Here is a 20,929-nt window from a genome sequence, read left to right as displayed (position 1 = left end):
TCAAGAAGAGCCACTCTAAGCGCCGCTAAGCCAGTTATTTACTCTCGCAAATTCCCGTTCCGTCCCTCGGTTTTGATGGATTCGTGACCTACCAACGATGTTGAACGAATCCGACGACGATTTGAGTCCGTTCGAGCAACGAACCGTAGAAATAACCTTCCCCCTCGTCCCGAAGGCAGCCTCCCGGATGCTCGACTCCAAGCAGGAGTTCGACTACCGCGAGCGTCGAGAGGAGTTCGCCAAGTGGCTCCTGCTCGAAGGCAAAGACACGCGGGACATCGAGGGATACTCGCAGGCGACGGCCAAGCGGACGATGTATCGCGTCAGCTACTTCGAACGCGCCGTCTGGGAGAAAGCAGACGAGTACGTGCCCGTGATGACTATCGAGCACGCTAACCAGTATATCGAGGGACTTGCGTACTCCGACAAGAGTCAGTCGCACAAGCACCACACACTCCACGCGCTGAAACGCTACTTCAAGTGGCGACACCACGAGTTCGGAGAGCCGGAGTGGGAGCCGGACAGGGCTTTCACCGTCTCGAACTCGCAGAAGCCCCAGGACTTCTTCAAAGAAGACGAGCGCCGCAAGCTACGCCAAACTGCGCTGGAGTACGGAACGATTCCCTCGTACAAGACTGTCCAGACTGACGAGGAACGCCGAGAGCGTCTCAAACCACTGGTAGCGGAGTATCACGAGAAAGATGTCGGCGATGTTGGCACCGACGACTGGGCGGACATCCCATCGTGGAAGGTCACGTCACTCGTCTGGACCAGCCTTGATGCCGGTTTACGCCCGGTCGAAGTAGGGAACGCTCGAACCGAGTGGGTGGACAGTGACAACGCTGTCCTCCGCATCCCGAAAGACGAGTCAGCGAAAAACGAGGCCAACTGGGAAGTGTCTCTCCGCCGGAAAACAGCGAAGGCTCTCAACCGCTGGATTCAGGAACGAGAGCACTATCCCGAGTACGATGACACAGACGCACTCTGGCTTACGCAAAAGAAGAAGCCTTACGACTCGAAGCAACTCGGACGGCTTCTCCGAAAACTCTGCGACATCGCTGGGATTGACACTGCTCGTCGTGACGTTAGTTGGTACTCCATCCGCCACTCAGTCGGGACATACATGACTCGGGAAGAGGACCTCGCAGCCACCCAAGCCCAACTCCGTCATCTCCGTCCAGAGACGACGATGAAATACGATGCTGCGCCAGTGAGCGACCGGCGAGACGCACTCGATAGGATGGGTTAGAGCCGACAGATTCACTTATCTATTTTGTTAAACGATTTTTCGTAGATGTCGTCGATAGTCCTGATGAGTTCCTCGTTATCTACGGCATGGTCGACGAACGCCTCTTGCAGTGCCGCGATGTACGCATCAAAGAACGTATCGTGGCTTCGAACGTCGATGTCATAGCTGGTTTCGAGTAGATTGGTCTTGTTGCCAGTGATTTCGCTGGGCTTTGGCGTGAGGTCAGCAATCGCTTGCCGTCGGTCGTAAAACCTCTGTTCGAACGCGTTTTTGAACGAATCGGAACTGGGTGGCGTCATCCGGAAAAAGAATTTCAGTTCGTGGTCGCGCACGGCGTTCGTTCGATGCTTCTCCAGTCGATGAAGGAACCCAATCCTCACGTCGGGCCTGTCTCGCCCGTAGATATTCTCTCCGGTGTCGGCTCGTTTCCACCACCCGTCTTTGAAAATCCAGGCCCAGTCGGAGGTTGCCTGCTTGAAAATCCACCGCTCCAGCGCATCGTCCCCTCGGTCAAACGTGAACGCCACGTACTCGTCCGGGACAGCAGGAACCGTTTCGGTCTCACCGGCGTCGAGAGCGTTTGCCAAACGAGTCCCCCACTCCTGTTCGAACTCGGTCCAGCCTTCGTCAAACGCATCCTGTACCTCGTGAATCTCGTCGTAGTGACGTACGTACAACTCCATCTTCTCCTGTTGGTTCTCTTGGTACTCTGTCATAGTCAGTTCACTCCGTACCGTGTCGATGAACTCGTTGAGTTGGGCAGTCGTTCGAGACGGATACTCCCCGTAACTCTCTGCGAGAAACGCCTGTAGTTCCGACACTATCCACTCCCAGGACACAGAAACAAACTCGTCTGCGTCCGGTCTGGGGGCGTCCTTTGGTGCGAGATAGACGTAGTGATGGCCTGCAACCTCCGATTTGTCGAGATTGATGCTGTCGAACGATTCGACCTGGACGTATCGCTCGGTCTGGTCGTTGCCCTCTGATGAGTCGATTTTGAGTTCGAAGCAGATGAACCAGTCTTCGGACCAGACAACAACGTCAGGACGACCCTCGTCGGTGACCACTTCCTGAGCGACTTGGACACTGTCGAGGTCGAAGCGTGAGTACGAGTAACCGGTGTCCTCGCGGGCGGCCAACGCTCTCAGGACGTGTTCGAGAACGACATGGTCGAGTCCGTGGGCGTCGTTCGGGGTCAAAAAGTGGACGAGAAATCGCTGCCAGTCCTTTTCTTTATGACTGCGACCGAGCACCTGTAGCGTGGTTGGCGGTGGTTCCTCCGCCTCTGGGAGGGCATCCAGTTGCCGCTCCAGTTCGCGTAATCGTTGTTCGATACTCTCGGCTGGCACGTGCGCTACTTGAAACGGATGCCGAATCAAAGTATCGCAAGGATGGACGTAGTGCGTGTCAGGCTACTGTTTTGCTGTCAACAAAGTTACTATAACCTGGGAACCCCTATTTTCACACGGGTTCAGGAACCGTGAGTGACAACCCCGACCAGTTCCGGTTCAACGACGACGGTGAACTCGAAGAGCCGGATGAGAACGAGGAGGACGAGGTACAGACCAACGACTTCGGCAAAGAGATGCCGTGGTACGAAACCAAGGGCGGATTCAGACGGGACGTAGTTAGCTCGCTCTTCCAGAAGGCAGTTCGTCGGTCAGACGATGAGACGGCGGCGTTCGCGGCGTGGGAACTCGTCCGTTCCGGAGAGGGTTATGAGACTCACTACTGGAACCGTGTAGTTCTCGCTTGCATCGAGGACTTGGTAGCGGGCAACGAGGCAATCGAGCACGTCCTTCGGTACGAGAAATTGGCCAAGAACAGATACGAAGACGACGCCTGGGTGCGGCGGCTCTGTGCTATTGCGGCTGCCCTTGTAGCCAGTAGGGCCAAGAGCAGCCGAGCTACCACCCATGCAAACGGCTACTTCTCGAACACGATGGAGGATAGAGCGCGAGCGAAACAGGATGAGGACCACGAACGATTGTACGAGCCGCCGGTCACCGACGAGGAGTTAGACCCAGACGGACCTATTGGTCGTGTTGCCGCTGACAAGCACACCTACCCCGGTGCTGGTAAGGGACGTGACTGGCCTCACTTTCGAATCCACGGCGCACGCATCGGCCCCGACCCAGAGACCGACCTCGGCGAAAAGTGGTGGCGTAGGGTTCTCAGCTACGATGCGCCCGAATACGCCTATAGAGAACCGGAGGAAGCGTTCACCGAGGAAGAAATCGAGCACGCCGTAGAGCCGACGCCCGAGGACGACCCATGGCGATGCGAGTTCGACAACGACACCGACCTCGACGAGTTCGAAGAGTAACGGAGGCTACCCCCGATATTTCGCCCCTCTCTACGGCGTTGATGGGCTTCCCCAGCCCCTCTCGGCCTCTTTCACACCGGGGCCTGTTTTAGCAGGCGGCACGGCATTATGAAAAAATCGGCAAAAATTGCTGATAGCAGGTCGAATCAGATTTGTGGGTTCTGACTTGATGCCGTAGCTTGGACGGCTGGGATAACTAATGATAATACTTCGTAGAGTAACGAAGGCCAGGCGCAGCGAGGAGGACCCTCTGTCGGATGTCAACTACCCATGTGATATTCCGAACCTGTAATATTGATTGGTCGCTACCTTGACAGTGGCAAATCTCCCGCCATCTGTTGAAACCGGTATAGCGATTATCGTGTAAAACGGTGAGACGCCGTCATCTCAAACAAGACAGATAAAAATAAATATTCTGACATTCGGAACCTGTAATGCTTTAGCCAGTGTGGAGAAGTTGTGACTACTACTGGTGATACCCTTTATTTCACCCGTCAATCGAATGTAAAACGTATAGGATATTCATAGCTTGGGGTGGGGCAAAGGCGACCGACTTGAAAATTGGTATTTATAGACCCTATCGTATCTATTGGTGGATGGCATCACACACAACCATACCCTGCCAGCAAGAAACGAGAAAGCTGGTCAAATCCAAACTGCGTGGGGGCGAAAGCTACGACGACCTCCTGCGTAAGATGGTTGCTCAGTACGAACCGGAGGGGACTAACGAGTAATCCAACAGCCTACTCGGAAAAACCACCGACTTCTCCGGACTGCTCAATTGGTACCTGGGTCAGTCCGGTAACGTCGGCGGTTCCGTGCCGGGTAGGTTTTGACAACCAACCCATGATAGAATTAGACTTCCGTAACATTAGGCATTATGGGTCTCTCAACGAGGCCCGGAGATGTATCGCTATCCAGCCAACAAACCGAGGCAGAACGTGGGGTAGGGCTCATGAGTAAAACCTCGGACTCTCCACCGGTGTCGTCAGACCTTGACCATCTGAGTGACGGTGCACGGTCCGTGCTGGAAGACAGCCATTCCCAGCCGTTGTGGGGACAAGAGTTCGTCAGCACGTACATTAAGACAGGAAACACGATGAGCTTCAACAACTCGAAGCTCCACACCGCCTCAATGCTGGCATTGGCGAGCCGGACGCTCCGTGGAACGAAGATACAGGCAAACAACAACGAGATACCACCCGCTATTCATCCGATTGCCATTCAGAAGAGTGGTACTGGGAAGTCACCGGCGTTCAAGTACGCCCGGATGGTTGCAGAGATGGCGGACATTTCGTTTCGTAGCCAGACTGACTTGACAGAGGCCGGGCTCATCGGAACCGTTGAAGACAGCGAGCCTGTTCGGGGAGTAGCGGCGCAGGCAGAGATTGTAGGATTTGAGGAGATGAGCACCCTCTTCCGTCTCGCCGAGCGTGAGCACAGTTCAAACCTCGGTGAACACCTGAATCAAATAATGGACAATAAAAAGGTGCAGAAGGACCTGGCTCATGGAACGATAGCCTACAAGCCGAAGTGTACCCTCTTCGGAACGACGTATCCACCAGAAGATTTAGATTTAAAGCGTCTACTGAATAATGGCACGCTCGCCCGGTTCTTTTTCTTCTTCAAGGAGATAGACCGAGCGTTTTATCGGGACACGCTCGGGAAAGTCATCGACTCAATTGTCAGTGACGACGGTACAGAGGAGCTGTCCAGGACTGACCTCGTAAACAATGTCGGTCGGCTCGGGACGGCCCTTCAAATCATTCGCGCGCATTACGACTCCGGGTTCGTGTTTAGCTTCGACTTTGAGCCCGAGGACTTGGACCTTGAAGACAGAATGTGGAGTGTCTATGAGGATTATCCTGAGATGACAAAAGAAATCGTTGAACCAGCAATCATCCGTTATGGTATCCACGCGTTTCGTATTGGGGCTGTAATGGCTGCACTTGACCGATGTTCTGAGAGTGTGAGCTTGTCCCATATGGAACAAGCGATGGACCTCTTTGAGCAGTCATGGCGTCAGATGCTCAACTACTACAATGAGAACTACCGGCAAAACATCGCGGAATTAGAATCAGAGAACGAAACGAAATTTAAAATCGTTCAGACGCTCGCCCAACATGGCTCACTAAGCCAGAGTAAGCTTGCCGAGGAAGTAGATGTTACCACTCGGACAGTCCGAAAGCACGCAGATACGTTACTTCTGGCCGGTGTAATTGCGGAATCCGGTGGTAACGGTAGGAAGAAGATGTACTCGCTTGCAGAAAGATAGGGTCGGAAGCGCGGAAGGTGGAAATTCTGGAGGTTAAGACTACTTAAACCCCATACTTAAAAGATAACTATAGTCGGTTGGCGTGCGCCAAGGAGAAGTCCGTTTTTATACGGGTTTTTTATGTCTATAACATGTTCTAATTCCGCCTTCCGCGCTTCCAGGGTCGAGCGTCGATACGGCGCGAACCGCGGTGTGGAAGACTGGTGTCAACGAGGTCACTGGCCCACCCGTTGATTCACAAGCATGGTGACCGGTCGCAGGTACCTTAGAACCGCTATCTTGAGTTCCGTGGCAAACCTACGGCGTTACCGTCCCATCTCCTCCACCTGCTATCAGCGACGGCAGTCCGGCAAACCCATTGGACGGTGTCGGTCTGACGCCACTAATAGCAGCTGCGATGCAGTAGAAATTCACCGGCTGGACAATTACTTTCTCATTCGTTAAGGTAGTGTCAGGCCGTGTAAAACGAGCAGCCCCTTCTATTTTGTAGAAGCCGTTTATATTCGGATGCAAATGGAAATTGACCGGAACCTGAACCTAAGTTTAGCATGGCGGAAAACCAAGCGGGACCTCCGCCACTATATGAACGCATTTGCGGATACACCATATCTTATTGATATATTGAATAGTCAGGAAGATGAATGGCTCGACGATTTAGAACAACGTCTTAGCGAAGAGGATGAATCGGCTAACTATGGTAATTCATCCGAGGGAGAGTTTGAACCTACTACTCCCAGAGTTATTGATGTCCCGAAATCAAATTATCACCTGCGACCTGCTCATATCCTCTATGTTGAAGATATGGTGGTTTACTCTGCTCTGATGCTGGAACTTTACGATGAAATTAGAGATGCTATTTGTTGGTCTGCTGCGAATCGTAGATTTTCTCACATATTATATGAAGACAAGGGAGAGAATAATCGATGGCAAGATTTTGAAAGAGATTATTGGAAAGAAATGCAAGAGTGTAAGATAATTCTCGCTGACGAATACAATTACGTTATAGAAACCGATGTATCTGGATTTTACGAAAATATCGACATTGAGAGGGCAACTTCCGTAATAAGGCAAATGACTGGTAAAAAGACAGTAGCAATGAAATTATGGGGCCTACTGGCAATGTGGGCTGAACCACGGAAAAGAGGTGTACCACAAGGATACGGCCCATCAGATATTATTGCTGAGGCATATCTGGACAGCATTGACCGGCGACTCAAGAATCACGAGGTTGACCATGTTCGGTTCAACGATGATTATTTCGTCTTTCTCAATTCTAGGGACAGAGCAATTGAGACCCAAAATTTACTTGAGAGGTTGTTCCGCTCAAAAGGTCTCAATATGAAAAGTGGAAAAACAGAGATTCGGGAGGCTCAAGAAGCGAAAGAAGACTTTGAAGAACCAGAATCAGTCTTCAATGAACTGCGCGACAGTAATGGAGACAATAATAATAACGGAGAAGAAGCCAGAACTCCTCAAGTCACAGCAACCCCCTATGGAGTGGTCACTGTATCGAGCGAAACTGACGAAGACTCGTCATCTGACGAGGAAGGTCAGTCAGAAAGTGAAACAGACGACGGTGTGTCGGAGGAAATGCTTGAAGAAGCATATAATCAGTATATCGAAAGCGTAGATTTTGACGAATTAGAACATCATCTCTTTCGATATATTATCAATCGTTTAGGAGATATGGATAACACAATTGCAGTAGACTACTGTATGGATTATATTAGAGAAGGACGGGCTGACGTCCGTCGAATCATCTACAATTATTTCGATGACCTTTCATCTGCTTCTGAGATAGCAGACAATTTAGCGCAAGATATCTCTGAAGGACAGATAAGATATTCATACCATGAATTTACCTTAATACGTTGGTTCTTCGAATCGAATTTTAATTCTCCGGACATTCTCCATGCCGCGAGACTCGTTTTGTCAGCTGAGAAAGACTCATTATTGGAGGCGCGTGACTATGCCATGGCAATACTGGGCGAGTTCGGGGATTATTCAGATTGGGAACAGATTGAAATGACCTATGACGAAGAACTACGGCCTACGAGTAAAGCTGTGATGACATATGCACTGAGGAATTTTGAGCCGAACCACCGGAGTAAACTATATCAGCGAATAGATACCTCAAATCAAATCACTGAATTGTCAATTGAGGCTGCAAAAAGTGACGCCGAGGAAATATAACTGCCAAATCCACTTAAAGAAAATACTACTATGATACTAAATCAAAATTCGAAACTTCTGGCGCGTGCTGCCAGAGAAGCTTCCCGTGATACACGAAAAAGGTACCAAGACAATATGCGAGAAGACCAAATAACTAATAAATTCATACACAGCCTTGACGGTAGTATCTCAGAGCGGGCTGTTGATTCACGGTACTCGGTGTATGGGGACAAATTTTTCGATGGTTCGACTAATTCTCCAGAAACCATAACTGGCTCTGATTTTATTATTGCAACTGGCGTAGTCTCTACCGAGGGATACTGGGGCTCCGGTATTATTGCACAGGCTAAATCGGCCCCTAAGCATGATACCCCTCCAGTAGAAGAACTGCAAAAAGACTGTGAGAAGATGCTCAGTTATACACCCAGCTCATTTGCTGTAATGTACCACGAATCTGGATTCCGATTTTATCCGGCCAGGGCACTCATGCCTCTTAACCCTGCGAGGTTCAGTGGTCGTGGAGCGGACCGGCTTCATACACAAATAAACTGGAGAGATGCCAGTGCGGTTCTATATTCTCTACCAACAGGGTTTGTAGGTGACAACTGGGTGTTCGAAAATTTGGAGTCTATTCTTCGACCGCTTGAAAACCCGATATCACATAGAGGCGTAGCAATGGATGGGGGGAGTCAGAGAGAAGATTTGGATGAATCAGGTATTCCTGCTGCTCTTCTTCTACTCTTTGTTGACCCAGAATACGAAGCTCAATACATAGACGAACGACTTCCATATGACGACCTCCCGTTTTCGCCAGACGGACCTTTTAGCGGGATTAGTGAGTTGTGATAGTTAGATGTCGCTTAGTATAGGTTCTTGTATCGTTGCTATCGGCAATAATTGCCTGGTAAGACGGTAGCATATCTAACGATGCTGATAGCAGGTGCCAGCGAAAGAAACATTCCAGCGACTCTATCACTACTCCGCTCATAGCCCAGTATATGAGGGCCGTCCGAAACGACGAGTCGGAACTGTGGCACCTGATAGGAACACGAGGATGCGGTGCCGAACCCGAGGGCGCGACCGTCGAAGGGAACTGGGCCGAGGTGCGGGACCGAGTGGACCGCGATGCTGGCGAGCGGTGCAGTCGGTGTAACTGGCCGAAAAGGTAGATACAGAGAGGCTCGCCCGTTCTATGCGACAGTTATTCGAAGCAGGAAATAAAGGATACCAGAGATGAACACCAACCAACTTAGAACGCTAATAGGTCCAAGAGAAAGGGGAGCCAGGTGGTCAACGGAGACGACTCCGAGCGAAGCCAGCCAGATAGTCGATGGCAATCTCACATGGACCCACGAGTTTGTCATCTCTCGTCCCACCCCGTGACCATTTTTTCGAATGGAGGGATACCATCAACCGCCATCTCTATAGTCGTAGCCATACCCAGAACGGTATTAATCAGCTCACCCCTGTTCAGATGACTTCTACTGATTTGTTTTTCCAGCTGAATCCCATCAGCTTGAGATACAGTATCAACGGGCCGATTGTCACTCGACAGTCCGGCTAAATAACCCGGCCCCTCCAAGAGAATTGCCTCGTCTACTTCGGAAAAGAGGCGTTTCAAAACGGGACATGTGATTTTGATGGGGTCACTCTGCAAGCCCCCGTGGACCCACACAGGTACATTGGAAGTACGAAGTAAAATCGTCCAGGTTGCACCTTCGATAGTTGTGGTTTCTCCAGTTTCCTTGTCAAATTCGACTGCTGGAAACGTGTCTCTGCTAATCACCTCTATACGCTGTTCGCGTTCTAACCATGTGCGAATCGTTCGGTCGGATGGACGCTGTTCTAACTCATCAACACGCCGTCGGACCGCGTCACGCACGAGTTCTGAGCCGGATGAGTACCCACCTTGCTCAGCAACTGCTTCCACCTGTTCTTCAAGCTGGTCTGGGATTTGTGGACGCATAGTGTACATAGGAATACCACAAACGTACTGAAAAACTTTGGGTCGTGTTACCCGAGTTCCTACTAACTATACCTTGACCAACGTACGTTCGGAAGCCAAAGCATGGGCGGCTCGCATCGCAGTCACGGGCCTGGTGCTTGGACTCTGGTGGTAACCTGTGAGTGCGCTATCTGGTGGAGGCGTATTTCCGTAGTGTCGATGCGACGTTAGTGGTACTCCGAGAACCTTGGGCGAGGTATCTCTTCTACACTTTCTCTGAGTTTCTCAGTATCTTTCTCAGTTTCCCAGTATTTATGTGTTTGCATTTATTACACAGAGTCAGAGCACACACCATGAACGAAATCGAGTTCACTAACGATAGCGTCGTTCTCCGGGAAGAGGTCGAAGTCTTCGGGGAACGCGACGAGGAGGAACTCCCCGTAGAGTACGACGAGCGCGACGAGTTCGAGGTAGAGATTGACACTGGCGGTTACGTATCCCTGGATGCGCTCGTCGACGTAGAGCACACAGCTGATGGCAATATCAAGTCGCTCACGCTCAGGTTCGACCGGTTACCGTCGATTCAAGCGACGGCCCGAAGAAGAACGGCCACGGCGAATGGAGACCTCCCGCCAGTCCCAGATGTCGATACGACTGGGATAGAGGTCCAGGCTCGCCGTCGTTTTTACGAGCGACTGCGCAACTCGTCAGAATCACAGCCAGCAGAAATTCGCAAGCTCATCTACGAACACCAAGAACTGGAACGCGAGGAGTTCGACCGGCTCATCGACGAGGAATTAGGGTATGCCCCCGATGGAGGCGGTACCAATATGTCGTTGGTCGTGCTTGAATCCGTAACCGGCGAAATCGAACGACGTGGTCGAGGAGACAACCAAACTATCGTCTGGACCGGTTAGAAAAACATACCAGTCGGACTATCTGGACTGGGATGGTGGTCCTCTGTCTATGCGCTATCCGGGCTGAGCAACGACGTGACTGGATGGGCAATTTTGACTCACGGAAGCCTTGCGGTGTCTCTTGGTCTGTGCGCTATCCGACTTAGGCCAGGGTGGCAGGGTAATATGTCGCCCATGCGGACTCATCGGCACCTGCTATCAGTATCGAATACCTGGGGTGTTTTCAACTTATTCACGTCAGAAACCGCTGCAATCAATGACATTTTACAAATACATCACCTATACAATATCAGGGACAAACACCGGATAGCGACGGCTCTGGAGTTAGAGTCGAACCCGGTGTAAGGGCACCGGGCCGGTGTTGGTTCCCTGGAACGAGAACTAATGACACCACCATCGACTACTGGCGAGACTGGCAAAAATTCATCGCAAATCGCCAACGGAGAGAAGGACAGAATCATCGAACGTCACGCGGCGCGGGTCAACGGTCACGACTTGGCGAAGTGCGAAGGCTGGGAAGGCCCGCTGACCCCCGAGGAGCGACGGGATGGCGCGTCGGCTTGGTACACGTTCTGGGCCTGCGAGCGGTGTTCGCGGGAGACGGTTGAGCCGCCCCACCGCTGGGAGACGGTCCCGTGCGAACCGGAGGGTCAGCGATGAGCGGGAATCTGCCTCCTGGAACGACACGAGCGGACATCGACCGTCACTACGGCGGCGGCATCCCGGACCACGAACACGAGTGGGTACCGGTCCAGGGATTGTCTCCCATCCTCGAAGACATGGCGGCCATCTTCCACGAGCAGTGCCGCTGGGCAGAGGTCGTGGATTCCTACACCGACTACCGACGCGACGAGACCTACTACGAGACCGGTTCAGAGTGCGAGGCGGAGCGTCACTACCGCTTCGAACTCGCGTACGTCGTCGACGAGTCGGGCACTCGGCTGGACCGCGACGACATCGACCGACTGGAAGCTGAGGGCGACGACGGCTTCGAGAGAGTCATCGAGGCGGTGATTGCAGCAGAGCGAGCGTTCCCTGGTGAGACGGAAGTCGTCGACATCGACCCAGACCGACGCAACGGCCAGGTAGTCATCCGACACGACGGGTTTGAACTCGGCTACGGAGGTGACACCTGATGGCGACGTGTCGGGAACTCGGGTGCAACCGGGAGGCAACGCATACCGTCATCGTCAACGCGCCGGTTCGTGGATACAGCGAGGATCCCTGCTGTACCGAGCACGCCGAGAAAGCTCGCGGTCGGGTCTACGTTCGAGACGTGCGACAGCGAGGGGGTGAAGCCTGATGTCGTCGGAGTCAGTCCAGCCCGATATCGAACCGAGGACAATTCGGGCCCTCAGAGAGCACATGACCGTCATCGAGGAAGCCCGTGCCCTCTTCTCGGTGACCACCCAGTCGGGCTCGGAATACACGGTAGATATCCAGGGCGAGCCAGCGTGTACGTGCCCGGACTTCCAGCACCGGGAGGAAGTGAAAGAATGTAAACACATTTGCCGGGTTCGGCTGGAGTGCTCTCAGGTCGACACCGACGCACTCGAAGCCCGGTTGTCAGAGACGGCTGACGACCTCGACGCGAACGCCGCCGACCTCGAAGAACAGGCCCAGGAACTCGCGGAGACTGCGGATGACCTCCGTGACGCGGTGGACCGGCTGGAGGAGGTGACCGGGGATGCTTGAGCGGTACTTCCGACTGATGTATTGGTGGATTCGACGGTGGTATCCCGTGTTCAGGTGGTTCGGGCGGGTCACCGGTCAAGAGGAGTACGTCGAGCGAGCCATCGACGTGACGGAGGAGAACTTCGAGCGGATTCTGGAGGGCGACGACGAATGAGTCCTGCTGACCCGGCGGCGGCGATGAACGGAACGCGCACAGGCAATATCTGTTCGCGCTGTAACAAGGGCATCCGGAGTGGTGACCTCGTCAGAGGCTATGTCACTCACTATCCCCGCGACGGGTGGGTGCTCCGTCGCCTCTACTGCGATTCTTGCGGTGACACGAGCATCGAGCATGGCACCGAGGATGCGGACGAAGCCATCATCGAGGCGGTCTACTGGAACGGTCGCCTCGCTGGCGTCGAAACACGTGCCCGGAGCCGGGAGGAATCAGCATGACACCACACCAGTCACTGGGTGCGATGTGTCGTGACGCACTCGCCGAGGGAATCGCCACCGAACCTACCGCCGAGCCCGACCCGGATATGCATCTCTCGCGGCCCACCGCCGCCGGAGACGCTCTGGCGTGGGTGCGAGATACGATTGCCCAGCGGGACGAACAGGCGTGGGCTCACTACGAGGACGGCCTCGCGGCGATTCGACACGGCGAGTCCGCCAAGGCCATCTACGAGTTCGAGCAAGCAGTGAATCGTTACGAAGCGATTCATTCGGATGTCTTCGCTTGGCGGAGTACCTTCGAGTCCGACCAGCCACGGCGGACGCTCTCCGAGGAATTGTGGGCGTACTACTACCATCTCCACGAGGCGGCCGTTGCGTGGGCCAATAGTGCGATTGCGCGTCAGGACGACCCCCAGCGGGCGGACCAGTGGCACGTCCGCGCCCACGACGCCATCCTGACCGCGAACGGACACGCGATGATGTGGTGGCGGTATATTGAGCGGTGGACCGCGGACGCAGAATAGGCTCACTCCTCGCTTTTGTACACGCGCGTGTACGTGAGAGTGAGTTCATCATCGTCGGATGCAACCTCGATTTCGAAGATGTCGCCCGCGTTCACGTCGTATTCATCGACGACTTCGGCGGGAAGAGTCAAGTCCAGCGAGTTGGCCCCGTAGTGTTCGCGGGCTTTCACGGTCTTACTCATTGCTATTGTGGTGGGAGTGGATGGTGACATTTTGCGTTTTGTGCACATTATGTACAGAGTCAGTCGAGCACGCCGATTCCAGTCTCCTCATAGAGTTCCTGGAGTTTACGCGGTGTGTAGTCTGAGTAATGCTTTGCCAGTGCCGAAGTCGGTGTGCGTCCGCAGTAGGCGTCGATGTATCGGTCGGGCACGCCCAGGCGGCTCATCTCGTTACAAAACCACACCCTGAGCGTCTGGGGTGTGATCGTCATGGTTCCGGCGCGCTCGCTGGCCTGTCTGAATCGACGTGTGAGCGTATCCCGATGGAATGAAATCAACGGCTCGTCAGCTTGCATATCGGCGAAGTCATAGACACGCTGGAGTTCGGTCGCGGTGTCCGGACTGTAGAACGTCACCCATTGGCGTTTGGTCCGCTGGCCATCCTCGGTGCTCGGGTAGATGAGGCGGTCGTCCCGGTCACAATCACTCGGTGTCAACTCGACCAGTTCGCGGCGGCGAATCCCCGACGTGGCCAAGAGCAGGAACGCAACCTGGAGTTCGACAGCGTCGAGTTCGTGATAGACTTCGCGGAGTGCGTCTTTCGTGGGCGCTTTCTTCGGCTTCGGCGGCGAGGGTGGGAGTTCGAAACTGTCGGCGATCTCGGTGTCGAAGTACTTGCCGTAGATGACGCGGAGGGTTTTGAGGGCATTGTCGTCGTCGTACTGCTGGAGAAAGGCGCGAAGGTCGGGTTTCGACGCGGTCAGGGGGTGGCCGTCGAGGTGGTCGACGAGCTTCTCGGCATAGCGCATCCGTTCGCGAGTGGTGCTGTCGGCGTAGTGCCAGTCAATTCGGCATGTCTGCTCGAAGTCGGTCAGGAACTCGTCGGCGTCCAACTGGTCGGCTGTGCCGGGAGTTGGCGCGGCGGGGTTTTGCTCGGCGAGCGTCAGGGCGAGCGGGGCGGGTGTCTCGCTGGCGAGGGTGCCCTGGCGGGCGCTCTCGATGCGGATCTGGAGGGCACGCTCTGATGTTTGCGAGATGTTAATTCCGAGTTCCTTCGCTTTTTCGTAGACGTTCGGATTGAGGCTGATGTTGGTTCGCTTCTTGCTCATGGGGCGCTCACCGTGTGGATACGTGTGTAGGAATACACACACGCGGGAGGAGTCTCGGATTCACATGGTCCAGCGCTCTCCGTCAATAGAGGCTGGAGAGTCCTCTGAGCCGGAGAATAGACTTTCGAAGTGAACGCATTGTCAGCACCGAGCGTGGTGGTGATCTCCGGCTCAACCACGTCGAGGCTGAGCACGCCGGTTCGTGAGTTGCCGTCGCCGAGCGTGACGTTCGCCATCGCGCTGGCGTTCGTCGCGTTGAGCGTGACTTCCAGCGCGTCATTCGTACCGTCCTCGTCGAGGTCGACAGGCGTCAAGCCACTGTACGACGTGTCGTCTGCGCTACTGGTGACACTGAAGTCATCGAGCGCGGTGCCGTTGACTTCCGCACCGTCCTCGGTGATGTTCAGCGTATGGACCTCTTCCGTGCCCGCGAGGGCCGCCGAGCGGTTCGACGACACTTCGTAGGCTTCGACGCCAGTGACCGAGATGCCTTGCTTCGACTGGGCGGAAATCTCAGTGCCACCTTCCGCGTAGTTGTTGCTGGGCTGGTCGCTGACGTAGACGTCGAAGCTCCCAGTCGCTGTGAAGGTGACGTTCTTGACGGTGTAGATACCGTTGTTGGCAATATAGTTATCGTCGATTTGACTCGAACCTGGGCCTGGGCTGTCGGCGGTTCCAGTCGTGATGGTACCAGCCGAACCATCGATTTTCACCGTCGAGACACCAGTTCGAGCCGTGTTGTCGACCTGATCGTAGACAGTCAGCGTCGCACCATTATTGGCGTCGAGAATGACCTCGCGGTTGGGGAGCGGCGTCCCCTCGTCGTCGGTCACTTCGACAGTGATGTTGCTGTTGTCCTCAATTTGCACCGAGGTCGGGTCGACACTGTCGATGATGTCACCCGTCACGTCGACAGTGAGACTATCTGTGTACACACTGCCGTCGTCAGCGTAGGCCGTGACGTCTGCAGTCAGCGTCCCTGCTTCATCAGGTTCGACACTGAACGAGACCGTTTGGCTTTCCTGATCAGTCTTCTCAGTGTCAATATTGATGCCCGACAGCGCGACGGTCACATTATTCAGGTTGTTACCGCTGTCGCCGTCAGCAGCACCGCCGTCACTGCCAAGCACTTCGACAGTAACTGTCTTCGAGCCCTGTGCGGCCTCAATCTGACTGCCTGCGGTGATGCTGGTGACGAGGTCTTGGTCACCCGTGACAACGTCGAGGCTCTGGTCATCAGCGACGTAATCCGGTGAGTCGTAGGTAGCGTCACCGGTATTGATCTCTTCGAGACCAGTGTAGGTTGACGAACCATCGTCACTTTCGAGGCTTGCCGTCACGTCTGAGTCAGCGTCGACTGGTGTCGCACTGAACTCGACCGTGTCTTCACCATTTTTCAGCTGGATCTGGACCCACACAGTTTCATCGTTTCCGTCATCGTCAACATCCGAACGCTTGGAGTCTTCGATGCTATCCACGTTCGAGTTATCGTAGTAACCCGTGGACGTCAGATCCTCCTCGAATGGACCAGTGACGTTGATATAGCTGTCGTCGTAATCATCCTGCATGTTGAACGCGTTACCGTCTGCGTTCTTCAGAATGACATCGTAGTTCTGGCCGAAGCCAGCAGTCGGCTCGGAATCAGCCGCGAGCGTCAGGTTCGCTTCCTTCGGCTCGACAGTGAATTCGGCGAAGCTCCGGCTCGGGTTACCGTCGGCGATAACCTCGTACGTGCCTGCGTCATTCACTGAGACAGCGGTGAACAGGAAGGAGCCGTCACCAGTCGTGACCTCCGGATTGTCACCGGCGTTCTTCTCAGTGCCGCCCGGCGACACAAGGTCAAGGTCGAAGCTACTCACACCCGAGCTGCCAGCCATGAGGTCACCGGAGACGGTGACCGAGGTGTTTTCGAACACCGGCGGGCTGGGCGTCGTGCTGAGGTTTTCGACTGTGTAGTCGGACGTCGTACTGTTGAGGACATCCGAGTTCACGCCAGTGCTACCACTGGCAAGCAGACTGAACGGGTAGTTCGTACTGGCCGACTGCGGCGTCACGTCGAATGTCTGTGAACTGCCGGAGAACGTGCCAGTTGTTTCGGTACCCTGCTGGATGAGGATGCCGTCAACGGTTTCATCCCAGCTGTCGCCTTCTGCTGCATCGGCGAGGTAGAAGCCACCACTGACCCAGTCTGAATCAACGTTTGAGCTAAAGTCATTGGTTGCAGTTACGTCATTGTTGTCCGCACCAGCAAGGAGGATATCACCCTCATCATTGTCGTACTGGTTATCAGTGTCGCTACCTGAAACACCATTTTCCAAGAAGATGATGTCGTTAGCTGGATCAAAGGCACCACCGTTGTCGTTTGAATCGACCCAGTGAACGTCTGACCAACTGTTGGACGATTGGAGTTCGTTGTAGCTACTGACAGGGTTGCCAGCGATGATCGACCGGTTGACGACTTCGTAGGCGAAGGATGGGCTGTTGCCATCCTGCACGCCGACGATGTTAGCCGTCACCGTCGAGGATTCCGAGGTCGGAATCCGATTCTCGTCGATACTCACGGCGTACCGAGTCGAGTAGAGGTTCGCTCGCTGGATGTCGTTGTTGTTGTACAGCGAGATGAGCTTGTTGTTCAGGGTCGTTTTGGCATTGATCGAGCCAGTGCTGCCCTGACCATTGGCGAGAACATCTTCTTTGATATCCGAAACCGTATTCTGTTTGATTTCGGTGTTTACGATCTGACCACCAGCGGTATTCTTGTGGAGTCGAACACCGGCGGTTTCAGTTTCACCCGCGGTATCATCAGCAGTCGTCGCGTCACTGATGGTGTTGCTGATGACGTGTACGTTGTCAACGTTCGATCCGGCCGTCGCGAGCTTGATGCCCGATTCGGAACCGGCGACACTAATGACGTTATCCTCGATGGTCAGTTGGTTATTCGACGATTCGGCAGAGACCAGGATGCCGTTCTGGGCATCGTTGATCGTGTTGCCGGTGATCGAGGAGTCGCCACCGAGAGTGCCGTCACTACGGATTGCGAACTGGCTACCGTCGCTGTTGAACTCGTTGTTCTTGATTTCGAACGAGTCCCCAGCGCCGGAGCGCACTTCGATACCGTACTGACCATCGTTGATGACGTTATTCTTGATGACACCGTTCGCCAGACCATTGTTGCCCGTGTCGTAGTCGATGACACGCGCGTTGGAGTCAGTCGACGTGATGTCGAGACCGTTGATGGTCACGCCAGCAGAACTGATGTCAACCGGCTGTGCAGCTTCAACGGATGGTGAGGCGCCAGGAGCGGCTGAGACGTTGACTGATTTGTCCACGTCGAAGGCATCGTAGGTTCCGCCCGAGTAATCACGCACGAGGATGGTGTCGTCACCATCGTCAGCGTCAATTGCGTCTTGGATAGTGGTCCATTCCGCGCCACCATCGCCGTCAACGACGAGTTCGGTGTCGTCGATGGTCACAAAGCTGTTGGAAGCAACATCTCCAGTTCCTGAAACCGACTCGCCTTCAGTGGCGACGATAGAGAGATCGCCATCGGCGAATGTACCTGACGACGGGGTCAGCTCCACCTTCGCGTTGATGGACCCATCCGCACTTCCGTCAAGGTCCTTCGCTCCGCCGTCTTCCACGGTAATGGAGTCTGTACCGTTGACACCAGTGGTGTCATCGCTGAGGTCTCCATTGTTGCCACCGTCGAAAGCAAGCGTGACGTTGTTTCCGCTGGTACCTACGTCAACGCTTACTTCGATGACGTCACCTGGTTCATACGGGCCGTCGTTGGTGACATCACTTGGGCTGCTCGCGGCCGCCGCCGCAGTCCCGGCGAACGCCGTCGTCATCGCGACGACTGACAGCACCATCAGCGCGGCCAGGACGACCGCACGTCCTTTCTCGCGATAGCCACTACTCATGCTGTCACCTCCTGCGGGAGAGTTGCTCTTGGATGACGGATGGCAGGGCACCTATTGCACGCGTTATAACAATATGAAGTCTGATAATGAAAGGAAAAAGAGAGGTTCCGGAGTTGGTTCTACCATACGCCACTCTCAGTAATGCCTGTCGCCACCAACGAGGTGACAGTCACAACCGACCCCTGCTATAACGGAAGTCGCAACTCACAACCTATGGGAAATATCCCATACTTTCTTGATGATGGGATGCATACCATACAGTGGCGATGGGTCATACGGTCATCGAGGACGTAGAGGATCGCGTCGACAACCGCGTCATTCGCCGGAAGATTATCAAGACCGATGCCCCACAGTATCCGAGCGGGTACCGCTACGCACTCCACTACGGCTACACGGACGGCCGAGGCACCATCCTCCGGTACGACAACGAAAACGAAACTGTTGGCCGCCACGAGCGTCACACACCCGAGGGAATCACCGAAATCGACTTTCCGGGGATGATGGAACTCCGTGACCGATTCCTCGACGAAATCGAACGCCACCCATGACCGAAAACACACTCAAAATCACGTTTCAGCAGGCCGAACAGCATCGGCAAGCGGCCCGCGAACGGTTGCGACGGGCTGAAGCAGGGGAGACAGGCGAGGCCGTCGAGCAGGACGTGCGCTTCATCCTCAACTTTGAAGAGTTCGACGACATCGCCCGGCTGATGCGCACCTCGAACCTCGAACTCATCGAGGCAGTCGTCTCCGACGAGCCAGCGAGCATCCGCCAACTCGCCGACGTAGTGGACCGTGACTACCGTGAAGTCCATCGCAACCTGACCGAACTCGAATCGCTCGGCGTGGTCGAGTTCGAAGACGATGGGTCGCGCAAGAAGCCAGTCCTCCGCGGTGGAGCTGAACACATTGATTTCTCGATTCGCTTCCCTCGTTCTACTGACCGTGGGGAGGTTCCAGGAGCATCCGCTTGACTCTCAGCATCAGAATCAGTTCCAGGACTGTAGCGTAGACGCATAGATTACTCAAGGAGTGTAAGTCCGGCGTCATCGTAGATTTGCTTCAGCTTGCGCGGCGAGTAGTCCAGATAGTGTTTTTCGAGCACGGAGTCGGGCGTCCGGCCACAGAAGGCATCGATGTAACTGGAGTCCACGCCGAGGGAGGCCATCTCGGAGGCAAACCACCGCCGGAGCATCTGTGGCGTTATCTTCACGCCCGACTTCTCTGAGAGTCGTTGAAACGTCGTGTTCACCGTGGGCTTGCTCGCCTGGAACAACCGCTCGTCATTGGGCGCGCGGGTGGGTTTGAACGCTTCATATGCCTGTTCGGCCTCTTCGTTATAGAACGAGACCCACGTCTGCTTGACAGCGGAATCGTTCTCGGGGATGAGCATCCGGTCATCTTCGTTGATGTCGTCGATGGTGAGTTCGACCAGTTCGGACGAGCGGAGGCCGGACGTGGCGTACATCAGGAAGATCGTCTGGTACTTGGGATTCTCAATCGCGTCGTAGAAGGTCTGGAGGTCCGCTTTCGTCGGCACCGTGGTTGGGTTCGGACTCGTTGTCGGGAGCTTGAAACTGTCGGCTATCTCCGACTCGACGTATTCGCGGAAGAACACCCGCACCGCCGAGAGGATGTTCTGTTTTTTGGACTCGCTCATCGGCTGTTCGGACTCCAGATAGGCGATGATGTCTGCTTCTTCGATAGCGTCGGGGGGTTTCTCGGCGTGTCGGAGTAACCGGTCGAGATACCGGCGGTGCTGGTCGAGGGTCTGCTCACTTCGGTTGAGCACAGTTATCGCGTAGTCAGTGTACTCGTCGAGCGTCTCCTCGACCGATTGTGTCGAGTGAGAGCGTGTCGTGGTCTCTGTCGTTGGTAGCGCGTCTGATGCGGGTGGGTCTGAAGAGGCAACCAAGGCGGAGTCTGTCTGTTCACCACCATCGAGTGCACGGATATAGCTCTGGAGGGCGTGTTCGGCCACGCCGGAGACATTCAGTCCCAGTTCCTTTGCTCTGGCATGAAGGTCTGGATCGACGCTGATATTGACCCGTTTTTTCGACATCGACCGAGCATCTGTAATATTTGTACATATTGCACATACATCTTATGCCGGTGACTCCTGATTAGCATTGTTGACTGGACCACTGACGTGAGACATCGGTCTCCCATCTCGTTCTGGAAAGCCGAGTATGAAGACAG

General features: G+C 54.5%; 21 protein-coding genes. 15 read left to right on the top strand and 6 right to left on the bottom strand.

Annotated features, from left to right (window positions below; translation table 11 throughout):
- Window positions 1–97: 97 nt before the first annotated feature.
- Window positions 98–1,249, top strand: a complete 1,152-nt coding sequence (locus ACMGFL_RS10320) for a tyrosine-type recombinase/integrase (RefSeq protein WP_436935460.1) — start codon at window positions 98–100, stop codon at window positions 1,247–1,249.
- A gap of 11 nt (window positions 1,250–1,260) precedes the next feature.
- Here ACMGFL_RS10320 and ACMGFL_RS10315 read toward each other — a convergent pair whose 3' ends face one another.
- Entirely contained in the window at window positions 1,261–2,598 is a 1,338-nt protein-coding gene (locus ACMGFL_RS10315) for a PD-(D/E)XK nuclease family protein (RefSeq protein ID WP_436935459.1), read from the bottom strand.
- A gap of 131 nt (window positions 2,599–2,729) precedes the next feature.
- Between ACMGFL_RS10315 and ACMGFL_RS10310 the strand changes: the two genes are divergently transcribed.
- From ACMGFL_RS10310 to ACMGFL_RS10295, 4 genes are all read left to right on the top strand, one after another.
- Complete coding sequence (locus ACMGFL_RS10310; protein WP_436935458.1) at window positions 2,730–3,575, top strand: hypothetical protein; 846 nt, start codon at window positions 2,730–2,732, stop codon at window positions 3,573–3,575.
- 1,024 nt (window positions 3,576–4,599) lie between these two features.
- Entirely contained in the window at window positions 4,600–5,850 is a 1,251-nt protein-coding gene (locus ACMGFL_RS10305; protein ID WP_436935457.1) for a winged helix-turn-helix transcriptional regulator, read from the top strand.
- Window positions 5,851–6,363: 513 nt separating this feature from the next.
- Window positions 6,364–8,043, top strand: coding sequence for an RNA-directed DNA polymerase (locus ACMGFL_RS10300; RefSeq protein ID WP_436935456.1), 1,680 nt, complete (start codon window positions 6,364–6,366; stop codon window positions 8,041–8,043).
- A 114-nt stretch (window positions 8,044–8,157) separates the two neighbouring features.
- Window positions 8,158–8,868 carry a hypothetical protein gene (locus tag ACMGFL_RS10295; RefSeq protein WP_436935455.1) on the top strand — a complete coding sequence of 237 codons (711 nt, stop codon included), beginning with the start codon at window positions 8,158–8,160 and terminating at the stop codon, window positions 8,866–8,868.
- 514 nt (window positions 8,869–9,382) lie between these two features.
- On the opposite strand, the gene ACMGFL_RS10290 is transcribed toward ACMGFL_RS10295, so the two are convergent.
- Window positions 9,383–9,988, bottom strand: coding sequence for a ribbon-helix-helix domain-containing protein (locus ACMGFL_RS10290; RefSeq protein ID WP_436935454.1), 606 nt, complete (start codon window positions 9,986–9,988; stop codon window positions 9,383–9,385).
- A 332-nt stretch (window positions 9,989–10,320) separates the two neighbouring features.
- Here ACMGFL_RS10290 and ACMGFL_RS10285 point away from each other — a divergent pair, with 332 nt between their 5' ends.
- The 8 genes from ACMGFL_RS10285 to ACMGFL_RS10250 all read left to right on the top strand — a co-directional run bounded on the left by ACMGFL_RS10285 (window position 10,321) and on the right by ACMGFL_RS10250 (window position 13,538).
- Complete coding sequence (locus ACMGFL_RS10285; RefSeq protein ID WP_436935453.1) at window positions 10,321–10,884, top strand: hypothetical protein; 564 nt, start codon at window positions 10,321–10,323, stop codon at window positions 10,882–10,884.
- Window positions 10,885–11,268: 384 nt separating this feature from the next.
- Window positions 11,269–11,544 carry a hypothetical protein gene (locus ACMGFL_RS10280; RefSeq protein ID WP_436935452.1) on the top strand — a complete coding sequence of 92 codons (276 nt, stop codon included), beginning with the start codon at window positions 11,269–11,271 and terminating at the stop codon, window positions 11,542–11,544.
- Window positions 11,541–12,020, top strand: coding sequence for a hypothetical protein (locus tag ACMGFL_RS10275; RefSeq protein ID WP_436935451.1), 480 nt, complete (start codon window positions 11,541–11,543; stop codon window positions 12,018–12,020). The genes ACMGFL_RS10280 and ACMGFL_RS10275 overlap by 4 nt, the downstream gene beginning before the upstream one ends.
- Complete coding sequence (locus ACMGFL_RS10270; protein WP_436935450.1) at window positions 12,020–12,187, top strand: hypothetical protein; 168 nt, start codon at window positions 12,020–12,022, stop codon at window positions 12,185–12,187. The genes ACMGFL_RS10275 and ACMGFL_RS10270 overlap by 1 nt, the downstream gene beginning before the upstream one ends.
- Window positions 12,187–12,579 carry an SWIM zinc finger family protein gene (locus ACMGFL_RS10265; protein WP_436935449.1) on the top strand — a complete coding sequence of 131 codons (393 nt, stop codon included), beginning with the start codon at window positions 12,187–12,189 and terminating at the stop codon, window positions 12,577–12,579. Before ACMGFL_RS10270 ends, ACMGFL_RS10265 begins: the two co-directional genes overlap by 1 nt.
- Window positions 12,572–12,733, top strand: a complete 162-nt coding sequence (locus ACMGFL_RS10260) for a hypothetical protein (RefSeq protein ID WP_436935448.1) — start codon at window positions 12,572–12,574, stop codon at window positions 12,731–12,733. The genes ACMGFL_RS10265 and ACMGFL_RS10260 overlap by 8 nt, the downstream gene beginning before the upstream one ends.
- Window positions 12,730–13,014: a DUF8112 family protein gene (locus ACMGFL_RS10255; RefSeq protein ID WP_436935447.1), complete on the top strand. Its 285-nt coding sequence runs from the start codon at window positions 12,730–12,732 to the stop codon at window positions 13,012–13,014. Before ACMGFL_RS10260 ends, ACMGFL_RS10255 begins: the two co-directional genes overlap by 4 nt.
- A complete protein-coding gene (locus tag ACMGFL_RS10250) occupies window positions 13,011–13,538 on the top strand; it encodes a hypothetical protein (RefSeq protein WP_436935446.1) in 528 nt (175 codons plus the stop codon). The genes ACMGFL_RS10255 and ACMGFL_RS10250 overlap by 4 nt, the downstream gene beginning before the upstream one ends.
- Before the next feature lie 2 nt (window positions 13,539–13,540).
- On the opposite strand, the gene ACMGFL_RS10245 is transcribed toward ACMGFL_RS10250, so the two are convergent.
- Genes ACMGFL_RS10245 through ACMGFL_RS10235 form a run of 3 tightly spaced genes read right to left on the bottom strand, consistent with a single transcriptional unit; the run spans window position 13,541 to window position 18,731 of the window.
- Window positions 13,541–13,720, bottom strand: coding sequence for an AbrB/MazE/SpoVT family DNA-binding domain-containing protein (locus tag ACMGFL_RS10245; RefSeq protein ID WP_436935445.1), 180 nt, complete (start codon window positions 13,718–13,720; stop codon window positions 13,541–13,543).
- A 59-nt stretch (window positions 13,721–13,779) separates the two neighbouring features.
- Entirely contained in the window at window positions 13,780–14,808 is a 1,029-nt protein-coding gene (locus ACMGFL_RS10240; protein ID WP_436935444.1) for a type II toxin-antitoxin system CcdA family antitoxin, read from the bottom strand.
- Entirely contained in the window at window positions 14,805–18,731 is a 3,927-nt protein-coding gene (locus tag ACMGFL_RS10235) for a beta strand repeat-containing protein (RefSeq protein ID WP_436935443.1), read from the bottom strand. Before ACMGFL_RS10235 ends, ACMGFL_RS10240 begins: the two co-directional genes overlap by 4 nt.
- Before the next feature lie 266 nt (window positions 18,732–18,997).
- Between ACMGFL_RS10235 and ACMGFL_RS10230 the strand changes: the two genes are divergently transcribed.
- Both ACMGFL_RS10230 and ACMGFL_RS10225 read left to right on the top strand, forming a co-directional pair.
- Complete coding sequence (locus ACMGFL_RS10230) at window positions 18,998–19,279, top strand: toxin-antitoxin system TumE family protein (RefSeq protein WP_436935442.1); 282 nt, start codon at window positions 18,998–19,000, stop codon at window positions 19,277–19,279.
- Window positions 19,276–19,704 (top strand): HVO_A0114 family putative DNA-binding protein, encoded by a 429-nt coding sequence (locus ACMGFL_RS10225; protein WP_436935441.1) that lies wholly within the window; start codon window positions 19,276–19,278, stop codon window positions 19,702–19,704. The genes ACMGFL_RS10230 and ACMGFL_RS10225 overlap by 4 nt, the downstream gene beginning before the upstream one ends.
- A 47-nt stretch (window positions 19,705–19,751) precedes the next feature.
- Here the strand turns inward: ACMGFL_RS10225 and ACMGFL_RS10220 are convergent, their stop codons facing one another.
- Window positions 19,752–20,792: a type II toxin-antitoxin system CcdA family antitoxin gene (locus ACMGFL_RS10220; protein WP_436935440.1), complete on the bottom strand. Its 1,041-nt coding sequence runs from the start codon at window positions 20,790–20,792 to the stop codon at window positions 19,752–19,754.
- Window positions 20,793–20,929: the final 137 nt, after the last annotated feature.

It is taken from the genome of Halovenus marina, assembly GCF_051414115.1.
Classification (GTDB): domain Archaea; phylum Halobacteriota; class Halobacteria; order Halobacteriales; family Haloarculaceae; genus Halovenus; species Halovenus marina.
This window is presented reverse-complemented; position numbering and strand designations above follow the sequence as displayed.

Excerpts from the sequence above, each read along its gene's own strand:
- ACMGFL_RS10320 (WP_436935460.1), top strand. The coding sequence starts at position 98 with ATGTTGAACGAATCCGACGACGATTTGAGTCCGTTCGAGCAACGAACC.
- ACMGFL_RS10300 (WP_436935456.1), top strand. The coding sequence starts at position 6,364 with ATGGAAATTGACCGGAACCTGAACCTAAGTTTAGCATGGCGGAAAACC.
- ACMGFL_RS10295 (WP_436935455.1), top strand. The coding sequence starts at position 8,158 with ATGCGAGAAGACCAAATAACTAATAAATTCATACACAGCCTTGACGGT.
- ACMGFL_RS10290 (WP_436935454.1), bottom strand. The coding sequence starts at position 9,988 with ATGCGTCCACAAATCCCAGACCAGCTTGAAGAACAGGTGGAAGCAGTT.
- ACMGFL_RS10285 (WP_436935453.1), top strand. The coding sequence starts at position 10,321 with ATGAACGAAATCGAGTTCACTAACGATAGCGTCGTTCTCCGGGAAGAG.
- ACMGFL_RS10280 (WP_436935452.1), top strand. The coding sequence starts at position 11,269 with ATGACACCACCATCGACTACTGGCGAGACTGGCAAAAATTCATCGCAA.
- ACMGFL_RS10275 (WP_436935451.1), top strand. The coding sequence starts at position 11,541 with ATGAGCGGGAATCTGCCTCCTGGAACGACACGAGCGGACATCGACCGT.
- ACMGFL_RS10270 (WP_436935450.1), top strand. The coding sequence starts at position 12,020 with ATGGCGACGTGTCGGGAACTCGGGTGCAACCGGGAGGCAACGCATACC.
- ACMGFL_RS10265 (WP_436935449.1), top strand. The coding sequence starts at position 12,187 with ATGTCGTCGGAGTCAGTCCAGCCCGATATCGAACCGAGGACAATTCGG.
- ACMGFL_RS10260 (WP_436935448.1), top strand. The coding sequence starts at position 12,572 with ATGCTTGAGCGGTACTTCCGACTGATGTATTGGTGGATTCGACGGTGG.
- ACMGFL_RS10255 (WP_436935447.1), top strand. The coding sequence starts at position 12,730 with ATGAGTCCTGCTGACCCGGCGGCGGCGATGAACGGAACGCGCACAGGC.
- ACMGFL_RS10250 (WP_436935446.1), top strand. The coding sequence starts at position 13,011 with ATGACACCACACCAGTCACTGGGTGCGATGTGTCGTGACGCACTCGCC.
- ACMGFL_RS10245 (WP_436935445.1), bottom strand. The coding sequence starts at position 13,720 with ATGAGTAAGACCGTGAAAGCCCGCGAACACTACGGGGCCAACTCGCTG.
- ACMGFL_RS10240 (WP_436935444.1), bottom strand. The coding sequence starts at position 14,808 with ATGAGCAAGAAGCGAACCAACATCAGCCTCAATCCGAACGTCTACGAA.
- ACMGFL_RS10235 (WP_436935443.1), bottom strand. The coding sequence starts at position 18,731 with ATGAGTAGTGGCTATCGCGAGAAAGGACGTGCGGTCGTCCTGGCCGCG.
- ACMGFL_RS10230 (WP_436935442.1), top strand. The coding sequence starts at position 18,998 with ATGGGTCATACGGTCATCGAGGACGTAGAGGATCGCGTCGACAACCGC.
- ACMGFL_RS10225 (WP_436935441.1), top strand. The coding sequence starts at position 19,276 with ATGACCGAAAACACACTCAAAATCACGTTTCAGCAGGCCGAACAGCAT.
- ACMGFL_RS10220 (WP_436935440.1), bottom strand. The coding sequence starts at position 20,792 with ATGTCGAAAAAACGGGTCAATATCAGCGTCGATCCAGACCTTCATGCC.